This window comes from Chloroflexota bacterium, assembly GCA_013152435.1.
Classification (GTDB): Bacteria; Chloroflexota; Anaerolineae; order DUEN01; family DUEN01; genus DUEN01.
The window spans coordinates 1-17,149 of sequence record JAADGJ010000004.1 but is presented as its reverse complement, the minus strand read 5'-3'; the positions used below and the strand labels follow the sequence as shown (position 1 = coordinate 17,149).

At 65.0% G+C, this 17,149-nt stretch carries 14 protein-coding genes; 7 read left to right on the top strand and 7 right to left on the bottom strand.

The genetic code is table 11. The features are described 5' to 3' along the window. The first annotated feature begins 158 nt into the window (after nt 1-158). From GXP39_00385 to holA, 3 genes are all read left to right on the top strand, one after another. The gene (locus GXP39_00385) at nt 159-2,576 is read left to right on the top strand and encodes a DNA internalization-related competence protein ComEC/Rec2 (GenBank protein ID NOZ26494.1); all 2,418 of its coding nucleotides are present in this window, start codon (nt 159-161) and stop codon (nt 2,574-2,576) included. Nucleotides 2,577-2,676: 100 nt separating this feature from the next. Beyond that, complete coding sequence (locus GXP39_00380; protein ID NOZ26493.1) at nt 2,677-3,186, top strand: hypothetical protein; 510 nt, start codon at nt 2,677-2,679, stop codon at nt 3,184-3,186. Further along, the gene (gene holA / locus GXP39_00375; GenBank protein NOZ26492.1) at nt 3,183-4,229 is read left to right on the top strand and encodes a DNA polymerase III subunit delta; all 1,047 of its coding nucleotides are present in this window, start codon (nt 3,183-3,185) and stop codon (nt 4,227-4,229) included. The genes GXP39_00380 and holA overlap by 4 nt, the downstream gene beginning before the upstream one ends. A 17-nt stretch (nt 4,230-4,246) precedes the next feature. Here the strand turns inward: holA and GXP39_00370 are convergent, their stop codons facing one another. From GXP39_00370 to GXP39_00360, 3 genes are all read right to left on the bottom strand, one after another. Further along, nucleotides 4,247-4,567 carry a hypothetical protein gene (locus GXP39_00370; protein NOZ26491.1) on the bottom strand — a complete coding sequence of 107 codons (321 nt, stop codon included), beginning with the start codon at nt 4,565-4,567 and terminating at the stop codon, nt 4,247-4,249. Beyond that, nucleotides 4,564-4,872, bottom strand: a complete 309-nt coding sequence (locus GXP39_00365) for a hypothetical protein (protein ID NOZ26490.1) — start codon at nt 4,870-4,872, stop codon at nt 4,564-4,566. Before GXP39_00365 ends, GXP39_00370 begins: the two co-directional genes overlap by 4 nt. Nucleotides 4,873-4,964: 92 nt before the next feature. Then, complete coding sequence (locus GXP39_00360) at nt 4,965-6,074, bottom strand: DNA translocase FtsK (GenBank protein ID NOZ26489.1); 1,110 nt, start codon at nt 6,072-6,074, stop codon at nt 4,965-4,967. 846 nt (nt 6,075-6,920) lie between these two features. Here GXP39_00360 and GXP39_00355 point away from each other — a divergent pair. From GXP39_00355 to GXP39_00345, 3 genes are all read left to right on the top strand, one after another. Next, complete coding sequence (locus GXP39_00355; protein NOZ26488.1) at nt 6,921-7,937, top strand: NAD(P)-dependent oxidoreductase; 1,017 nt, start codon at nt 6,921-6,923, stop codon at nt 7,935-7,937. A gap of 83 nt (nt 7,938-8,020) precedes the next feature. After that, nucleotides 8,021-9,184 carry a citrate synthase gene (locus GXP39_00350; GenBank protein NOZ26487.1) on the top strand — a complete coding sequence of 388 codons (1,164 nt, stop codon included), beginning with the start codon at nt 8,021-8,023 and terminating at the stop codon, nt 9,182-9,184. 126 nt (nt 9,185-9,310) lie between these two features. Beyond that, nucleotides 9,311-10,306, top strand: a complete 996-nt coding sequence (locus GXP39_00345) for a hypothetical protein (protein ID NOZ26486.1) — start codon at nt 9,311-9,313, stop codon at nt 10,304-10,306. Here the strand turns inward: GXP39_00345 and GXP39_00340 are convergent. Continuing rightward, nucleotides 10,294-11,040 (bottom strand): hypothetical protein, encoded by a 747-nt coding sequence (locus tag GXP39_00340; protein NOZ26485.1) that lies wholly within the window; start codon nt 11,038-11,040, stop codon nt 10,294-10,296. The two genes, GXP39_00345 and GXP39_00340, sit on opposite strands and share 13 nt — an antisense overlap. Before the next feature lie 127 nt (nt 11,041-11,167). Here GXP39_00340 and galK point away from each other — a divergent pair, with 127 nt between their 5' ends. Continuing rightward, the gene (galK, locus tag GXP39_00335) at nt 11,168-12,319 is read left to right on the top strand and encodes a galactokinase (GenBank protein NOZ26484.1); all 1,152 of its coding nucleotides are present in this window, start codon (nt 11,168-11,170) and stop codon (nt 12,317-12,319) included. Between the two features lie 83 nt (nt 12,320-12,402). On the opposite strand, the gene mltG is transcribed toward galK, so the two are convergent. From mltG to GXP39_00320, 3 genes are read right to left on the bottom strand one after another with little or no spacing between them, the layout of a single operon-like run. Beyond that, nucleotides 12,403-13,503 carry an endolytic transglycosylase MltG gene (gene mltG / locus GXP39_00330; GenBank protein ID NOZ26483.1) on the bottom strand — a complete coding sequence of 367 codons (1,101 nt, stop codon included), beginning with the start codon at nt 13,501-13,503 and terminating at the stop codon, nt 12,403-12,405. 43 nt (nt 13,504-13,546) lie between these two features. Then, nucleotides 13,547-14,317 (bottom strand): restriction endonuclease, encoded by a 771-nt coding sequence (locus GXP39_00325; protein NOZ26482.1) that lies wholly within the window; start codon nt 14,315-14,317, stop codon nt 13,547-13,549. A 40-nt stretch (nt 14,318-14,357) separates the two neighbouring features. Continuing rightward, on the bottom strand, nt 14,358-16,820 hold the full coding sequence (locus tag GXP39_00320; protein NOZ26481.1) for a tetratricopeptide repeat protein: 2,463 nt from the start codon (nt 16,818-16,820) through the stop codon (nt 14,358-14,360). Nucleotides 16,821-17,149: the final 329 nt, after the last annotated feature.

The window sequence follows — 17,149 nt, the reverse complement described above, 5'->3', positions numbered from 1 at the left end:
GAGAAGATGCGTATACAGACACGACACCTTGCCTCGTCCCTGCAGGCGCCATGTATGCCAATATGGACGTTGGACTTTGAAAAGGCCCTACTCGGTCCGGGGAGAGACTGGTCAGTGGTCGCCGCGATGCTGGGGATACTCCTGCTTGAGAACCCTCAATGGCGCTGATCTATCTCGCTATCGGCTGGCTGAGCGGTATCGCCCTGACCCATCTCCTGTGGCAGGCGGGGCTGATCGGCTGCTCCGGGCCCTCGCCTCTGACATGGGGTGGCGCCGGCGCGGCCCTCGCCGGGATCACGCTGGCTTTGCGGCGCAGGCCGCGCGGCCGCCTGATCCCTCTCGTGCTGCTGTTTATGCTCCTGGGCGCCTGGCGCTACCAGAGCCGTCCGCTGTGGCCCTGCTTCACCCCGGCCGACCTGGCTTACTACAATGGCGATCGGGAATCCCCTGTGTGGGCTACCGTGGAGGGGATGGTGGCGGACGATCCGGAGGTGCGGGATCGGTATATCCGCCTGCGCGTGGCCGCCACGAGCGTGGCTGTCGACGGGGCTCGCCATCAGGTGCGAGGCGTCGTCCTGGTGCGGGCGAATCGCTTCGGTGACTACGCGTACGGCGACCGAGTGCGTGTGACAGGACTTCTGGAAGCGCCCCCGCGCTGGGAGGACTTCGACTATCGGGCCTACCTGGCGCGCCAGGGCGTGCACTCCGTGATGCGACGCTCGCGCGTCCGGGTGATTCAGAGAGGGGACGGCGCTCTTCTCTGGCGTGCGCTCTATGGCGTGCGACGCCGCGCGTGGCAAGCCATCGAACGCCTGCTGCCCGAGCCGGCGGCCTCTTTGCTCGCCGGGATCCTGTTGGGCATCGAGGGCGGGATCCCCCGGCCTCTGTACGACGCGTTCAATGCCACAGCCACCAGCCACATCATCGTGATCTCCGGCTTCAACATCAGTATCATCGCCGGGTTGTTCATGACCACCCTGGGGCGTTTGCTGGGGCGGCGCTGGGCATCTCCCCTGGTGCTAGCGGGGATCGGCGTTTATGTGCTGTTGGTAGGGGCCGACGCGGCCGTCACTCGCGCTGGCATCATGGGGGCGCTGGGGGTCCTCGCGCTCCATCTCGGACGTCAGTCCACCGCCGTCGTCTCCCTGGCCGCCTCGGCGCTGGTCATGACCGCTGTAAACCCGCTCACGCTGTGGGATATCGGCTTCCAGCTGTCTGCCATGGCCACCCTGGGGCTGATCTTGTTCGTCCCCCCGTTGCAGGCCGTTACCGGGCGTTGGCTGCGATCCCTGCTGAGCGCCTCACCTGCGAGCCAGGTCAGCGCGCTCCTCAACGATGGCCTGATCGTCACTACGGCCGCGCAGATCACGACGACGCCGCTGGTAGTCTACTACTTCGGGCGGCTATCGCTCGTCTCCCTGCTGACGAATCTGCTCATCCTGCCCGCTCAACCGTATATCATGACCTGGGGCGGGGCGGCGGTGCTCCTGGCCCTTGTCCCCGGCCTGTATCCGCTCGCCCGGCTGGTCGCCTACGTCCCCTGGCTGTGCCTAGCCTATACGGTGTGGATCGTGGAGGCGACCGCGCGACTCCCCCGAGCCTCCCTGGACGTGGGGCGCTTTCACGCGGGGTGGCTCGTGTTCTACTATGCGAACCTGGGGCTCCTGTTGCTCGCGGGAAGGCGTAGCGTGGATTGGAGGGCGCTGATCCGTCGGCTCGCACGCCATCTGCCCAGTAAGGCGCTGGCGGGCGCGTTGTCCGCGGCCGTGGCATTGATCTGGATCGGGGCGGCGCAATCGCCTGACGGATTGCTCCACGTCTTCTTCCTCGACGTGGGGCAGGGGGACGCCATCCTGATCCAGACGCCCGGTGGCCATCAGGTGCTGATCGATGGCGGGCCCGGCCCCGCGCAGCTGGCCTGGCAGGTGGGGCGCCATATGCCGTTTTGGGATCGCGATCTGGACGTGCTCGTGCTCACGCACCCGGACGGCGATCACATGAATGGGCTGGTCCCGCTGCTCGATCGGTATCGCGTGCGGCTCGTGATCGACTCCCCACTCTCGGATCAGGCTCCGGAGGCTCGGCCGTGGCTGTCCGCCCTCCGCCGCTCGCGAATCCGGCGGGAGATCGCCTGGCGCGGGCTTCGGTTGCACACAGGCGATGGCGTCTGGCTGGATGTGCTTCACCCGACCGATCCCCCGATTACCGGCACCGGCGCCGATGACAACAACAACTCGACGGTGATCCGGTTGGGATACGGGCGGATATGCTTCCTCCTCACGGGCGACGCTGAGCGAGCGGCGGAGCAACGGCTGCTCGCGTCCGGCCAGGCGCTCCGATGTCCCGTGCTGAAGGTCAGCCATCACGGCAGCGCGGGCGCGACATCTTCGGAATTCGTGGCCGCGGTGCAGCCTCAGATCGCCGTCATCCAGGTGGGGGCGGACAATCGCTTCAGGCATCCCGCCCCGGAGGTGATCGACCGCCTGGCTCCTGCCCGCGTGTATCGCACGGATCGCGATGGGACGGTGGAGATCATCAGCGATGGAAGCCGGCTCTGGCTGCGCACGGACCGCTAACCCCACATCTCCGCCGAAGAGGACGTGCCCCCTTCTTTGGACGCTTCCGCGCGGTGTGGTAGAATGAGGTATCCTATCTCTGATGCGAAGGGGACCCATCATGCGGTTGGCCGACATCCCGCTCATTCGCCGTATCCGACAGCATCATGCCATCGAGCATGCGACGGTGAACATCCTGTCCCGACGCGACCCGAATCGGCACATCATCGCGCGCAGCGATCCGAGCGGGTTCCATGTGTACGGGCCGGTGAGGACTGAGGAGCTGCAAGATGCCGTTGAGGAGGCGCTGGGGCGGTTACAGGCCGGGGAGCATGAGTTGGCCATCCATCCCAACTGCGGCACCAACATCGTCACCGCCGGCCTTCTGGCTGGCTTGGCGGGGATCGCGCTCACTTCGGGAAAGCGTCGTCATTGGTGGGAGCAGTTGACCATATCGCTGATGGCCACGGCCTTCGCTTTGCTGGCAGCGCAGCCTCTGGGGCATCTCGCCCAGGAGCGGGTGACCACCCTGGCGGACGTGCGTGATGTGCGCCTCAGGCGCATCGAACGGCGTTCCTGGCGGAACACGCCGGTGCACCGTGTGGAGTTTCTGCGCGAGCGATCTCGATGATCTATCTGATCCATGGGGAGGAGGAATTCCTCCGCTCCCGCCATCTGGCTGAGATCAGGGGGCGCATTGGCCAGCCGGATCTGATCGACCTCAACACCGCCGAGCTGGACGGCGCTCGCCTCACCCTGGGGGAGCTTCGTGACGCGGCCGATGTGATCCCCTTCCTCACCCAGCGACGACTGGTCATCGTGCGGGATCTGCTGCGGGCCGTCCAGGCGGGCTCGCCCATATCCCCGGACGCGCTCACGGAGTACCTGGATCACGTCCCCGAGACCACCGATCTGGTGTTGCTGGAAACGCGAGCCGCTCCTGCCAAGCACCCGGTCGTACGTCATCTGAGCGCGCTGGCGGAGGAAGGGAAAGCCCAAGTGATCCTGTGCGCCGTCCCTGGGCCGCGAGCCCTCCCCGCCTGGATCCGCCAGAGGGCAAAAGAAAAAGGCGGCGAGATCTCGCCAAGAGCCGCCGCCCTTTTGGCCAATGCCGTCGGTCAGAATCTGCGGTTGTTAGATACGGAGCTGGATAAGCTGATCGCCTACGCGGGGGACGGGCGTCCCATCGAGCCGGCCGATGTCGAGACGATGGTCCCTTATACGCAGGAGATCAAGGTGTTCGCCCTGACGAATGCCATCGGCGAACGCCGGGCACGAGCCGCGTTTAACCACCTGCAACAGCTACGCTCGGCCGGCGAGACGGCGCCACAGCTGCTGGCCATGATCACCCGCCAGTTTCGCATCCTGTTGCAGGTGACCGAGCTCTCCCGCACCGGCCTGACGGATCGTCAGATCGCGTCGGAGCTCCGCCTGCGCGACTTCATGGTGGAGCAGGCTCGGCGTCAGATGCGCCACTGGACCCTCTCGGAGATCACGGCCGCTTTCGATCTGCTGCTGGAGACCGACGTGGCCATCAAGACCGGGCAGCTCGATCCGGATACCGCGCTGGATCTGCTGCTGGTGGATCTGCTGCGGCGCTCCCGTCCCTCGAAACGGGCGCCTATGCCCGATGTCGTCGCCACCCGGCCCCCGCGGTCGTCACCCTCTCGGTAGGTTTCCCTCTCCGTCCTCTATCGATGCATATCCGCTCGGCGTGCACGCCAGGGCAACTCGAACCGCCGATCCGCCCGGGCGGGTCGCACCAGCCACGCGGGCAGCAGCAGCCACCAGGGGACGGCGGTCACCAGCCATCCACGTCGAGGATGATGCAGGAGGCGCATCCTGCCCACCGGTGTGCGCACGTCAAACCATTCGCCGCCATGAGGCCGCGCTCGTCCTCGGGCCTCGATGGCGATCACCGGTAAGCGATCCTTGCGCCACCAGATTGCAGCCGGCTCCACCCACCCTGGCTTCCGGTGCACACGTGCTCGAATCCCCCACGGCAATCTCATCCCTGCCTCCAGTCATCTACGTCAATCGCCTGCTCATCCCAAGCGCCCGTCCACCCGTCATCGCCTACGATCCGGAACTGACGCCGTTCGGGTGGTAGCAATGGCTCGGGGCCTGGCATGGATGGAGCCCACTGTGATGGTTGTCTATCTGAATTGACGACGATGACCGGTGGAAAGTAACGCTCTTGAGAGGGCCGGGGCGTAGTACCGGGGTGGGAGTGCACCCGCCGTGAGGCCACGATGATGAGCAGGCTGGCCGGGATCGAGGCGGCCACCCCGACGATCACGCCGATGACGACGGCCATGTGCTCATGCGCTGGCCGATGACGATGGCCAGCGCGACGACGAAGACGAGAAAGCTGATCGCGAACAGGCGTTTCATGGGGGCACCTCTTCCTCAACTCCCTGCGTGTATCCTCCTCAGCTCGAGGGCCCGACGCGCTCGCTGGAACAGGCCCGTCTCAGTCACGGTCGCATCTTCCATCCACCGCTTGGATTGCCGGGTGTGCCGCAGCAGAGCCTGGACGGTTCGCTCCGCCTGATCGGTGTCGATGTAGGCCGCCTGGAACCTCCATGTTTGACCGTGGCTCACCAGCAGGAAGTCGCCCCGGCCCAGAAGCTTCTCCGCCCCGGATCCGGCGATCCCGGAGGCGATCTTGGCCTCCTCGGGGGAGGTCACGGCGCCCACCAGACGCACCGGGAAGTTCGCCTTGGCGAGCGAGCCCACGGCGGAGGCTACGGGCTTCTGCGTCGCCGCGATGAGGTGAATTCCCGCCTCCCGCCCTCGCTGTGCCAGCCGCCGGAGCCCGGCGGCGACGGCGTTGCCCCCCACCTCGGTCAGATCGGCCAGCTCATCGATCACCACGAGGATGTGCGGGGTGCTGCGCTGTTCCCGATCGCGCCGCTCCATCTCCTCCACCAGCCGGCCCAGGGCGCGAGCGGCCTCGTCCGCGTCGAAGGCGGGCGGCATCAGCAGGTGTGGCAGCCGAAACAACGGAGCCAGTCCCCTTCCCTTGGGGTCCAGCAGGACGATTTGGAGGTGCGCCTGTGGATTATGTAGAGCCAGGCTCAGCAGCATGGAGCGCAAGAGGGCGGTTTTGCCACTGCCGCTCGTCCCCGCGATCAGCACGTGCACGACGTCCGGGCTGGAGATCTTCAGCAACAGGGGAACCCCGCTGTCGTCGATGCCCAGCACCGCGGTGAGCGGAGGGATCCGGGCCAGTCGCTTGCACAACGGCAGCAGGGACACGTTCCCTGGCTTCTCCCTGGGCACCTCGATGTGGATCGAGCCGCCGCTTCGGTAGACGCGGGCGGAGCGAACGCCCAGGGCCATCGCGATCTCCTCCGCCAGGTTGCTCACCTGCCGCACGCGCGTGCCCATGGCGGTGGTCAGTTGAAAGCGCACGACGCGCGGCAGGACCACGCCGCCCCACACCCGGCCGGCGATCTTATGGGAGTGCAGGACGGCCTCGATTTGTGCGGCCTCCATCTCTAATCGTCGTTGCATTGCTCCCTCCTTGCCTGACCTGTTCGCGAATCACCTTCGGAAGGGCGTCGTCACGCGCGATCGGGCGTAGATGGGCTGCCGTGCCCGCTGGAAACCCCTGCGCGTAACCGTCCGCGCGAAGGTAGGACTTGAAAATCGGAGATAGAAATGGGCACAGAACATATGTTCTTGTTGTGTTGGGGATTATACCAGAACATATGTTCTTTTGTCAAGGCCGGATAGGACGAGATTAGGGCCTTTTCAAAGTCTAACGTCCATATTGGCATACATGGCGCCTGCGGGGACGAGGCAAGGTGTCGTGTCTGTATACGCGTCTTCTCGGTTTCCCCAGCACACGACGTGGCCAGACGTACCCCACCCCCCACCGTTGAGCCCCCTTCTCCCGGGCGAAGGGGGTTTGGGGGATGAGGGCCGTTTTCCCTCGGTCGATGATCAGGGGAATGTCTTGCGTCGGGCGACACGCAGGGTGTTCCTACCACCCCGATTTCCATCGCTGACTTTGAAAAAGCCCTGGGACGAGATGGCGAGGTTTGCCTCGCTCCTCAAGTTCGGTCTTTCGGGTGGCAGAGGGCAGCGCCCTCTGCCACCCCCATCAAGATATAAGTGCGATGTCACAAAAGGAGCCGTAATACGTAATAAAGGGAAGCCTCTGTGTCCCCAGCGTTTCTGCAGCAAAGGAGAGCGTGTTCAGCGCACATGGAGCCTTTATGAGCCATCACCGCCGGGGAAGTGAGCCATGAGCCGAGCAGGGCGCGGCTCGAGCGCGCTTGAGGCAAAAGCCAAATGCTTGTAAAATACGGCATCGTCGCCTGACCGGCTCGGCTCATACTTCACGCGAGAGAGGACATGAACGTAGAGAGAAACTCCCCCGAAGCTCGTTTCCTGGTCACCGGCGCCCAGGGATGTATCGGCGCCTGGACGATCCGCCACCTGGTGCGGGAGGGATACCAGCCGATCGCCTTCGACCTCGACCCGACGCCGACCCGGCTCCGGTTGATCGCCTCGCCGGCGGAGATGGAGCGCGTCCACTTCATCGCGGGGGATGTGACCGATCTGGACCATCTGGCCCGCGTCGTGTCGGCCCATGGGATCACCCACATTATCCATCTCGCGGCTTTGCAGGTGCCCGCGTGCCGGGCCAATCCCCTGCGTGGGGCTCAGGTGAACGTGATCGGCACCCTGAACGTGTTGGAGACGGCGCGGCGCTTTGCCGGACAGATTCAGCGCGTCGTATACGCGTCATCGGCGGCGGTCTATGGCCCACCGCACCTGTATGAGTCGGAGCCTGTGGCGGAGGCGGGTCCCCTGTCCCCCGCGACCCATTACGGTGTGTTCAAACTGTGTAACGAGGGGAACGCCCGTGTGTACTGGCAGGATCACGGGGTGAGCTCCATCGGGCTGCGGCCCTGGACCGTGTACGGGGTGGGCAGGGATCAGGGGCTTACCTCGGATCCCACTAGGGCCATCGTGGCCGCGTTGCTGGGACGAAGGTTCCACATCGGATTCGGTGGCCGGACGGATATGCAGTATGTGGAGGATGTGGCGCGCACGTTCGTGGCCTGTTCTCTTGTATCTTACCAGGGGGCAGGCGTGTTTAATCTAAGGGGCGACGTCGTGACCGTGGAGGAGATTATCGATGCGATCGAGGCGACCATCCCGGGGGCCCGACAGCTGATCACGCATGCCGATGCCCCCATACCGATCGCTCCCTCCCTGGATGGAAGCGCGTTACGTGAACGGTTAGGAGAGATCCCCCACACGCCCCTGCGAGAGGGCGTCGCTCGCACGGCTGAGGCGTTTCGCCAGCTTCTGTTCGAAAGACAGATATCCCCCGCAGAGCTGGGCCTTGCCTCCGAAGCATAGCAGTTCCCACGTGGCGGTTGGTTTGCGAGCGCTGAAGCGGTCGTTTGTGGAATAGCCCATATAGTTTATGAGAGGTGATGGAAATGTCAGGTACTTCGCAGCAGTCATCGACGAATTTGGCCAAGGGACTGGAAGGGGTTGTCGTCACCACCACGGAGCTTAGTAAGGTAGATGGTACGGCCGGACGCCTTTACTATCGAGGTTATAGCATCGACGATCTGGCCCAACATGCGACGTTTGAGGAGGTCGCCTACCTGCTTTGGTTCGGTCATCTGCCCAATCAGGACGAGCTTGCCATGATCCACGAGCGGATGATCGGATGTCGCTCCATGGATCATGAGCTGCTTGACAGTCTTCGCCATATCCCGCTTGGCGCGCCACCCATGGCGGTCCTTCGCAGTGCGGTGTCCCTGTTGGGGCACTATGATCCTGACGCGGAGGATAATAGCCCTGACGCCGCGATGGACAAGGCCTGTCGGCTGACCGGCCAGATCGCCAACGCCATTGCCGCTTTTGATCGGATCCGCAACGGACTGGAGCCCATCGAGCCGCGAGAGGATCTGAGCCACGCCGCGAATTTCCTGTACATGCTGAGCGGCGAGGAGCCCTCGCCGGTCGCCAGCCAGGCGTTGGAGATGTACCTGATCCTGCTGGCGGATCACGAGTTCAATGCCTCCACTTTCGTCGCCCGGGTGACGGCCTCCACGCTCTCCGACCTGTATTCGGCGATCACGGCGGCCATCGGCACATTGAAAGGCCCGCTGCACGGCGCGGCCAATCAGAAGGCACTGGAGCAGTTCCTGGAGATCGGGAGCGTGGAGAACGTGCCGGCCTGGTTTGAGAAGGCCAAGGCCGAGCGACGACGGATTATGGGAGTGGGCCATCGGGTGTACAAGGTCTTCGATCCGCGTGCGCGCCACCTGCGCGAGATGGCACTGCGGCTGAACGAGACCGCCCAGGACCGGCGGCTTTTGAGCATCGCGTTGAAGCTGGAGGAACTTGTCGAGTCAGACCCCTATTTCTCCGAGCGGCAGCTGCATCCCAACGTGGACTATTACTCCGCTCCCGTGCTCTACACCCTGGGGATCGCCGCCGATCTGTTCCCGACTATCTTCGCGATGAGCCGCATCGTCGGGTGGACGGCCCACGTCATGGAGCAGTGGGCGGACAACCGCCTGATCCGCCCCAGAGCCCAGTACGTCGGCCCGGTGGATCTTCCCTGGATCCCGCTGGAGCAGCGGAGCTGAGCCTGGATATCGGAAATCGTCGCGGGTCCCCCGTCGAGGGAACCCGTATGTGTGCAGAGAGGCAGAGATCTCCGGGCCCGCTCGGCCTGGGTTCTCCGCCTCTCTCTACGTGATCTGCTTTCTGGGATGAGCACTCACTCGGCCTCGCCATCCGGGTCGCCGATCTCGGCCGGGCTTCGGGAGTGGCTCCTGGCGGAGGCGAACCCCTCGGCTCGTTACTGGGCCCTGCGCACCCTGCTAGGCCGTCCGGAGGGAGATCCGGAGGTGCGCGAGGCTCGGGCGGCCATTCCCCGGGTTCCCCCGGCTCTGGATATTCTGCGTGCCCAGTGGCCTGAGGGGTACTGGGTCGCGCCGGGGATCGGCTATAGTCCCAGATATCGGGCGACCATCTGGCAGATCCTCTTCCTGGCGCAACTGGGGGCCCCTCCGATCGACGGCATTCGCCGCGCCTGCGCGTATGTCCTGGCGCATGCTCGCCTGCCGGATGGACGGTTCACCGCCGGGCAGCGCGAGCGGGGGGCGTTCCTCTGTCTCAACGGAAATCTCCTGAGGGCGCTGTGCTGGTTCGGGTTGCGGGATGACCCTCGGGTTCAGGAGGCGGCGGATGCTCTGGCCGCCCAGGTCGTTCACCAGGGCCTGCGATGTCGATGCAACGGGGGCGAGACGTCCGGCCCCATGACAGGAGGGCTTCCCTGCGCCTGGGGGGCGATCAAGGCCGGGCTGGGATTGCTGGAGGCGGGCGCGACAGGGCGCGGGAGGAAGGCTGCGCTTGCTGAGATCGAGCGGCTGCTGGTTCGGCACGACCTAGTCGCGGCCGACTTCCCGACGCCTACCGAGCCCAGCCCGCTCTGGTGGCGATTCGGGTTCCCGCTGGGATACCACAGCGACGCGTTGGAGGCCCTGTTGCTGCTCGGCCGCCTGGGGCACCGATCCGATCCTAGGCTACGCCCCGCGGTGCGTCGTGTGCTCGCCTTGCGGGACAGCCGGGGGCGGTGGCGCTTGGAGCACCGGCTGGAGAGGACGTGGGGGGATTTCGGGGCGCTCGGCCGGCCGAATAAGTGGATCACCCTGCGGGCCCTCTGGGCTCTCCAGGCGGTCGGGGCTCTCCCTCAGCCCGGCTGAGACGTCGGCGGGGTGCTGCGGGGAACGCGCCATCGGCCGATGATCTGTTGCACGGCGCGCAGCCAGGAATCCCCTTCGGCCCCGAAGCCCTCGTGGCGGAACCGGTAATCGTTCTTGCGGATGAACTCGGAGAGCTCCTGGCTGAGCGCTTGCCACTGGTCCAGCTGCAGTTCGACCAGGAATTCATAGGCCCGTTGTGTGCGCACGAGCTCCAGCGCGCGTCGGAAATGGGGCAGGCAGAGGCCGTCGGACTGGCGCATCGCCTCGAGGAATTCGGGATCTTCCTCCAGGTGATCGTTTATGGTGCCGAGGTAGACATCTTCCATCATCCGCCGCTCGGCGCAGGCGGGACACATCTGTTGCGGTCCGAGGGTGTTCACCAGGTCGGCGGTGGCCGTGCATGCGCGTACGCTATCCCTCGCCTCGAGGACTCGCCGCCATAGCGAGGGCGTCCGGTAGTGGCCTGCCGCGAGCGCTCGGATGAGATTGTCGATGACGTCCTTGTAGATGATCGCTACGCCCAGCGCGTGGCCGATCTCGATCACCTGCCGGGCGTGCTCGGGGCAGAATCCTCGCGCCAGCCGCAGGCGCTCACGTATGTTGATGGCGTTGACGTCGGCGTACATGAGCTGATCCAGGTAGCTGGCGACGGCTTCCAGCGTCAGTCGGCATACCGGGCATCCGGGCAGATCCAGGACTTCACATAGTTTCTGATAGGCGATATGCTTATCCACGGTCACACACCTCATCAGGCTATTCGAAGTGTAACACAGATCAGAGGGCCGGCAAAGAATCCAGGATGACCATCACGGTGAAAAGGAGGCAATTGTGAGCGAGGCCGCTGCATCGTTCTCACAGCGGGTGGCTCGTCTGCGCCGGGCGTTCACGCGGCACTTCGGGCGGGAGCCGGAGATCCTGGTGCGGGCGCCCGGCCGGGTGAATCTCATCGGCGAGCACACGGATTACAACGATGGGTTCGTATTGCCCGCGGCCATCGATCGGGATGTGCTGTTCGCCGCCTCCCGTCGGGATGATGGGCGCGTCCGGCTGTGGGCGGTGGACTTGAAGGACGAGGATACGTTCTCCCTGAGCGCTCTGACCCGCAATGAGAAGAAGTCGTGGGCCAATTATCATCGGGGGGTAGCCGCCATGCTGCAGGCTCGCGGCTTTGACCTGGTCGGAGCGGACGTGGCCTTCAGCAGCAATGTGCCCATCGGAGCGGGATTGAGCTCGTCGGCGGCGGTGGAGGTGGCGGCCGCGTATGGATTCCTCACGCTCAGCCGCCAGGAGATGGATCGCGCCCAGATGGCCCTGGCCTGTCAGCAGGCGGAGCACGAGTACGCGGGCGTGCCCTGTGGCATTATGGACCAGTTCATCAGCGCGCTGGGGCGGGCCGATCATGCGCTTCTCATCGATTGTCGGGATCTAAGCTATCAGCACGTGCCGATCCCGGAGGACGTCCGGATCGTCGTGGCGGATACGGGGGTGAGGAGGGCGCTGGCCGGCTCGGAGTATCGCGTGCGTCGCTCCCAATGCGAGGAGGCGGTCCGCCTGTTGCAGCCCGTTTTGCCCTCGATTCGGGCGCTGCGCGATGTGAGCGAGGAGGACCTCGAGCGGTACGGGCACCTGCTGCCCGAGGTGGTGCGGCGCCGCGCTCGTCATGTCGTGAGCGAGAATCAACGTGTGCTGGATGCCGTGGCGGCCTTGCGAGAGGCCAACCTGGAGCGCGTCGGCGAGCTGTTCGTCGCCTCTCATCGCAGCCTCCGGGACGATTACGAGGTCAGCAGCCCCGAGCTGGACGCGATGGTCGAGGCGGCTTTGGAGGTGCCCGGCTGCTTTGGCGCCCGGCTGACCGGGGCGGGCTTTGGCGGCTGCACGGTGAGCCTGGTGCGCGCGGATGCCGTGGACGACTTCGTCTTCCGCCTGGCGCGATCCTACCAGGACCGCACCGGCCGAAAGGCCACCGTGTATGTCACCCGGGCGGCGGACGGCGTGGGCCCCGCAAACGCGTGAGGGGGTCGAGCGATCCGCGACAGGGCCTCGCATGCACGAGCGTGCGAGGCCCTGTTTTCATCTGGACGTGAGAGGGGACGACGCTATCGTCCCAGGTACTGGCGCACGTTTTGCACGTGCTCCTCATAGGTGCGGGCGAAGACGTGCGACCCATCCCCGCGGGCGACGAAGTACAGGTAAGGGCTCTCCGCCGGTTGCAGGACCGCCCGGATGGCCTCCACGCCCGGGTTGCAGATCGGGCCGGGGGGGAGCCCCGCGTGCAGGTACGTGTTGTACGGCGAGTCCACGGCCGAGTATTCCTCCAGCGAGACGGGCGTCTTCCACCATTGGCCGGTCGCGACCTGATACCCCATGGCGTATTGCACGGTGGGGTCCGCCTCCAGGCGCATGCCCTTGCGGAGGCGGTTGAGGTAGACCCCGGCGATCAGCGGGCGCTCCTCGGGGATCACGGCCTCCCGCTCCACGATGGAGGCCAGCGTCAGCACCTCGTGGGCGTTCAGGCCGTCCGGATGCGGCGCGGCGTCCAGCAGAGGGGCCACCTGCCGGTCGAAGTTGTCCAGCATGCGGCGGAGCAGGTCCTCAGGGCGCGCCGGATCGGGCAGCTCATACGTGTCCGGGAACAGGTAGCCTTCTAGAGAGGCGTCGGGGGGCAGATCGGTCAGGAAGCCGTAATCGCCCAGTCGCCGCGCCGCGACGGCCCCCTCCTCCACCATCTGCAGGAAAGCCCGGCCGTCCATGATTCCCGCTTTCGTCAGCATGTCCGCGATCTGTCCGGCCCGCCATCCCTCCGGCACGGTGATCAGCACGCCCGGGGCGTACCCGCGTTGCAATCGCGACGCGATCTCCATCATCGTCATGGCAGGGGATAGCCGAAATTCGCCCGCCTGGACCCCGGTATCCAGGTGGGCGTAGCGTAGGTAGCGGCGAAACAGCTTCGCGTCCGTGATCAGGCCCTGTTCCTCCAGCCGACGCGCGATGGAGGTCAGCGATTCGCCGGGCTGGACGCGAAACGTCACGAGCGTGCGGTCCGTGCCGGCCGGTTGGGCCAGCTGGTCTTCGTGAGCGCGAATGTAAAGCGCCAGCGCGGCGTCTGAGAGGTTCGTGTCGCCGGGGAGGGCCTGACAGGCGCTCAGCCCTGCAGCCAGGCAGAGGAGAAGGGCAAGCCATCGGAGCGGCGAGCGCATGCGCGCGATCGAGAGGGTCTTCGAGCTCATATCGACAGCGACCTCAGTCCACCGCCAGCCGCACCAGCTTCTGGCCGTCGATCAGCTCGATGGGCTTGCCGCGAGCCCATCGGCGGGCCTGGGCGGAGATACCCGCCGTCGTCACGATGTACCCTCGATCGGCGTTCTCGTGGATCAGCACGCCGTAAAGATCGCGCACGATCGGCTCGCCGACGGTGCCCCGATATCGCTTGCATTGCACGACGCCGTACTCTCCATCCCGGTAGACCATCAGATCGATACCGTGGTCCCCTGTTCCGGATGTGTTCACGACCCGATATCCTCGACGACGGAACAGCTCGCCCGTCCACTCCTCGAACTCGCTGGGGGTGAGCTGGAGGAGCTGGGCCAGGGTGCGGGCGGCCTGAAGTTTCTGCCGGCGAAGGCGGCGTTTGCGTTCTCGCCACCACCACAGGCCTCCCCAGATGCCGCCCACCAGGGCCGTGTGGACGAGCCAGATCCCCCATAGCCACGGGGTGGGGATCAGGTGAAGGATGACGTCCAGGGGGCGTTGCCCGGTGATGATCCAGGCCAGGGCGAACGGCACGTAGAGGAGGAACCAGGCGACGGTCGCCAGGATCAGCGCCCGCTTCCATCGCCGCATCCTCCGGGCCTTGCGCGCACGGCGTAGTGCCCGGGTGGGGGCTGGCTCGTAGTAAGGCCCTAACTCCAGACGGGCCTGTTCCTCCGGATCGATCGTATCCGGATCGTAATCAAACGGAGGGGTGAGCGTCAGTTCGGGTACGTCGTCATCTAGAAGGAATTCGTCTCTCACGTGCATCTCGCCGGTCGACGCGACTTCGGATCTCCGAGATTTAGGAGCCCCCCTCCCTATGTTCAGCGAGTGCTTCTTCTACAAGCGGACGCAATTCGTCCGCGATGAGCGCGATCACGCGACCCTCTCGCGTGCCCGCGAAGAGCAGTCCCTGCCAGCGCAGGCGGCCCAGCACGCTTTCCGGCTCCTGGTCGGACCAGTATGTGGTCTCCTCGTCCGGCTCGCTCCCGAACTCCCTCGCTAGCTTGTTGTAGGGGAGCATTCCTCCCGCCTTCAGGACGCGGTGCAGGGCGGCCCGCTCGGGGTCGGACAGCCGGGCGACAACGGAGCGGATCCGCTTCGGCTCCGGAATGCTCTGCGCCATCAACCGGACCAGGTCCGCTTTTCGCAAAGTGGAACGGGCCTCTATGCCCAGGGCCCTTGCCATGCTGACCAGGTTCTCCTTGTTGTGGAGAGGCAGCAAGCTTTCCAGATCCGTCCCGGTGATGGGTTGGGATAGCATCCGGATCCGACGCCGGAGGTTATCCCTCAGCCAGCGCCCCTTCCAGGAACGTTGAATCTCCCAGGCTCGGATCATATCTTGGGATTCGGGATCATCCGGGGCTAACTCGGTCAGCCGTTCCAGGTGCTCCTTGATCCCGGCCACGTCCCCCTTTTCGCTGAGGGCGAAGATCCATAGCTTCTCCCGAAGCGCTTGGAGAGGATGCGGAAGCCACATATCGGAGAGCCGTTCCAATGTGGCCAGGCATTTATCCACCTCATCCCTCTCCAGGTAAATCAGGGCGATGTGGAGGTGAGCCGGCCCGTAGTTTGGCGAAATCTGGATCGCCTGCTGCAAGCGTTCCATCGCCGCATCGAACCGCATCTCCGCGATATGCAGATGGGCCAGTCCTATGTAGGCCTCGAGGACGTTCGGATTTCGGGCGAGGATCTTCTCATAGAGTTGGCGTTCTGCCTCGAGGTCTTCCGTCTCATGAAGCTGGAGCGCTTGTTGTAGCCACTCCGCGATCTCGGCATCGTACGAGTATCCGATCGGCGCGACCAGATCGCCGCGCGTGACGGTGACCTCTTGCCACTGGCCGTCCAACCACATGGACAGCTGGCCACCGTCTTCGAGGGCGCCCAGGTTGGCCAAAGCGGTGGCGGCCTCCAGGCGGATCTCATCCGGCCCCCGCTGGCTCGTGGCGAACATCCGCAGGAACTCGATCGCTCGGGGCGAGGCGATGCCGAATAGCAGTTGGACGATGTCGAGCAGGTACTCATCCGACGACTGCGGATGCCACAGGCCCAAGGCGATGAAGTCGACGAGGTAGGGATACCGCCTGCCCCAGGCGTTCAGGTGCCCGTAAAATTCCTCGTCGCTCATCTCCTTATCCTCGCCTGAGCCCTCCAGCAGCGTCAGCACGCTGGTGGGGATCAGCTCGGCGGGGAAGAAGTAGGGGAAACGGTCGTCAGGAGGCCATCCCCACTCCTCTCTTACCGTCTGAGCCAGCAGGCGGGACAGCCCGGTGGGATCATCCTGCTCGACCGCCTGCCAGTGCGCCAGCGCCTCCTCTCGGCGTCCCAGGTTCGCGGCCGCCGTCCCCAGCCATTCCGGATGGTCCAATTCCTTGAAGGGGATGGTCGTTTGTTTCAGCAGTTGGTAGATCTCCTCGTCGGCCTGGGCGGCCGCCAATCCCTCCAGCACGCGGCTGAGCACATCCACGTTCTCCAGATCCAGGCGCGGGATGATGGGGCGCAGGCGCTCATAGTAAGAGCGCACGCGCTCCGTTTCGCCCAGGGCGTGGTAGATGAACGCCAGATGGGACAGCGTATCCAGATCATCCGGATCGACCTCTGCCAGGAAGCGCTCCAGGATGTCTACCGCTTCCCGCCATTGGTCGTCGAAGAACAGAAACCGGGCGAGCTCATTGTGGGCCGCTCCCCAACGGGGGGCTGCCTCGGCCGCCTTGCGCAGGGATTTGATGGCTGCGTCGGGCTGGGCCAGCAGGTGTCCCTGGACGAGTCCCATCTCCATCCAGTAGAACGCGTCCCAGGCCTGATCCGACGAGATCCCCCACTCCGCGGCTGCCGAGGCGGTGATCTCGTTTGCCTGCTGGTGGATCTCGTCTACCGCCGCCATGACCGCCGAGTCAACGGCGATCGCCGAGCGAGGGATCTGGAGCAGCTTGTGTGCGGCCAGGACCATGTGCCCCAGGCTGGCATAGAACATCCCCAGGGATACGTCCAACACAACGTCGTCCACGCCCAGTTCGCGCATGGCCTCGTATTGTGCCATGGCGCTGGCGTGGTCGCCCAGCGTCGAGTATGCGCTGGCCAGCAGGAGCCGATATTCGAAGACTTGAGGGTGCTGGTTAGTCAGCGGTTCCAGCAAAGCGATGGCCGCTTCCACGTCGCCGACCTCGATCAACTCGGCCGCGATCTGGGTGACCGACATCGTCGGCATGTGGTTGCGTCGCCGCTTGCGAGACTTTCGATCCCTTCGCTTGCGTTTTCTAGCCATTCCACCTATCACTTCCTGGTGGTTCTGAAAGAGTCTGCGATCGGCCCGCTTCTCACAGCTTGGGTGATGAGCGGCCGTTTTCGTCGATTGAACTGGGCCCACAACCGGGTGGGCTGACACAGGTTAAGATCACTCGCAGGATAACCGCGCTTCAATATTCTGTCAAGCGCTTTGGGAAGGAGGACAGGGCTTTTTCAAAGTCGGTGATAGAAATCGGGGTGGTAGGAACACCCCGCGCGTCGTCCGACGCAAGACATTCCCCTGATCATCGACCGAGGGAAAACGGCCCTCATCCCCCAAACCCCCTTCTCCCGAGCCCGGGAGAAGGG

Bases quoted from the DNA above. Each gene is read 5' to 3' on its own strand.
- GXP39_00385 (NOZ26494.1), top strand. From the start codon at position 159: ATGGCGCTGATCTATCTCGCTATCGGCTGGCTGAGCGGTATCGCCCTG.
- GXP39_00380 (NOZ26493.1), top strand. From the start codon at position 2,677: ATGCGGTTGGCCGACATCCCGCTCATTCGCCGTATCCGACAGCATCAT.
- holA (NOZ26492.1), top strand. From the start codon at position 3,183: ATGATCTATCTGATCCATGGGGAGGAGGAATTCCTCCGCTCCCGCCAT.
- GXP39_00370 (NOZ26491.1), bottom strand. From the start codon at position 4,567: ATGAGATTGCCGTGGGGGATTCGAGCACGTGTGCACCGGAAGCCAGGG.
- GXP39_00365 (NOZ26490.1), bottom strand. From the start codon at position 4,872: ATGGCCGTCGTCATCGGCGTGATCGTCGGGGTGGCCGCCTCGATCCCG.
- GXP39_00360 (NOZ26489.1), bottom strand. From the start codon at position 6,074: ATGCAACGACGATTAGAGATGGAGGCCGCACAAATCGAGGCCGTCCTG.
- GXP39_00355 (NOZ26488.1), top strand. From the start codon at position 6,921: ATGAACGTAGAGAGAAACTCCCCCGAAGCTCGTTTCCTGGTCACCGGC.
- GXP39_00350 (NOZ26487.1), top strand. From the start codon at position 8,021: ATGTCAGGTACTTCGCAGCAGTCATCGACGAATTTGGCCAAGGGACTG.
- GXP39_00345 (NOZ26486.1), top strand. From the start codon at position 9,311: ATGAGCACTCACTCGGCCTCGCCATCCGGGTCGCCGATCTCGGCCGGG.
- mltG (NOZ26483.1), bottom strand. From the start codon at position 13,503: ATGCGCTCGCCGCTCCGATGGCTTGCCCTTCTCCTCTGCCTGGCTGCA.
- GXP39_00320 (NOZ26481.1), bottom strand. From the start codon at position 16,820: ATGGCTAGAAAACGCAAGCGAAGGGATCGAAAGTCTCGCAAGCGGCGA.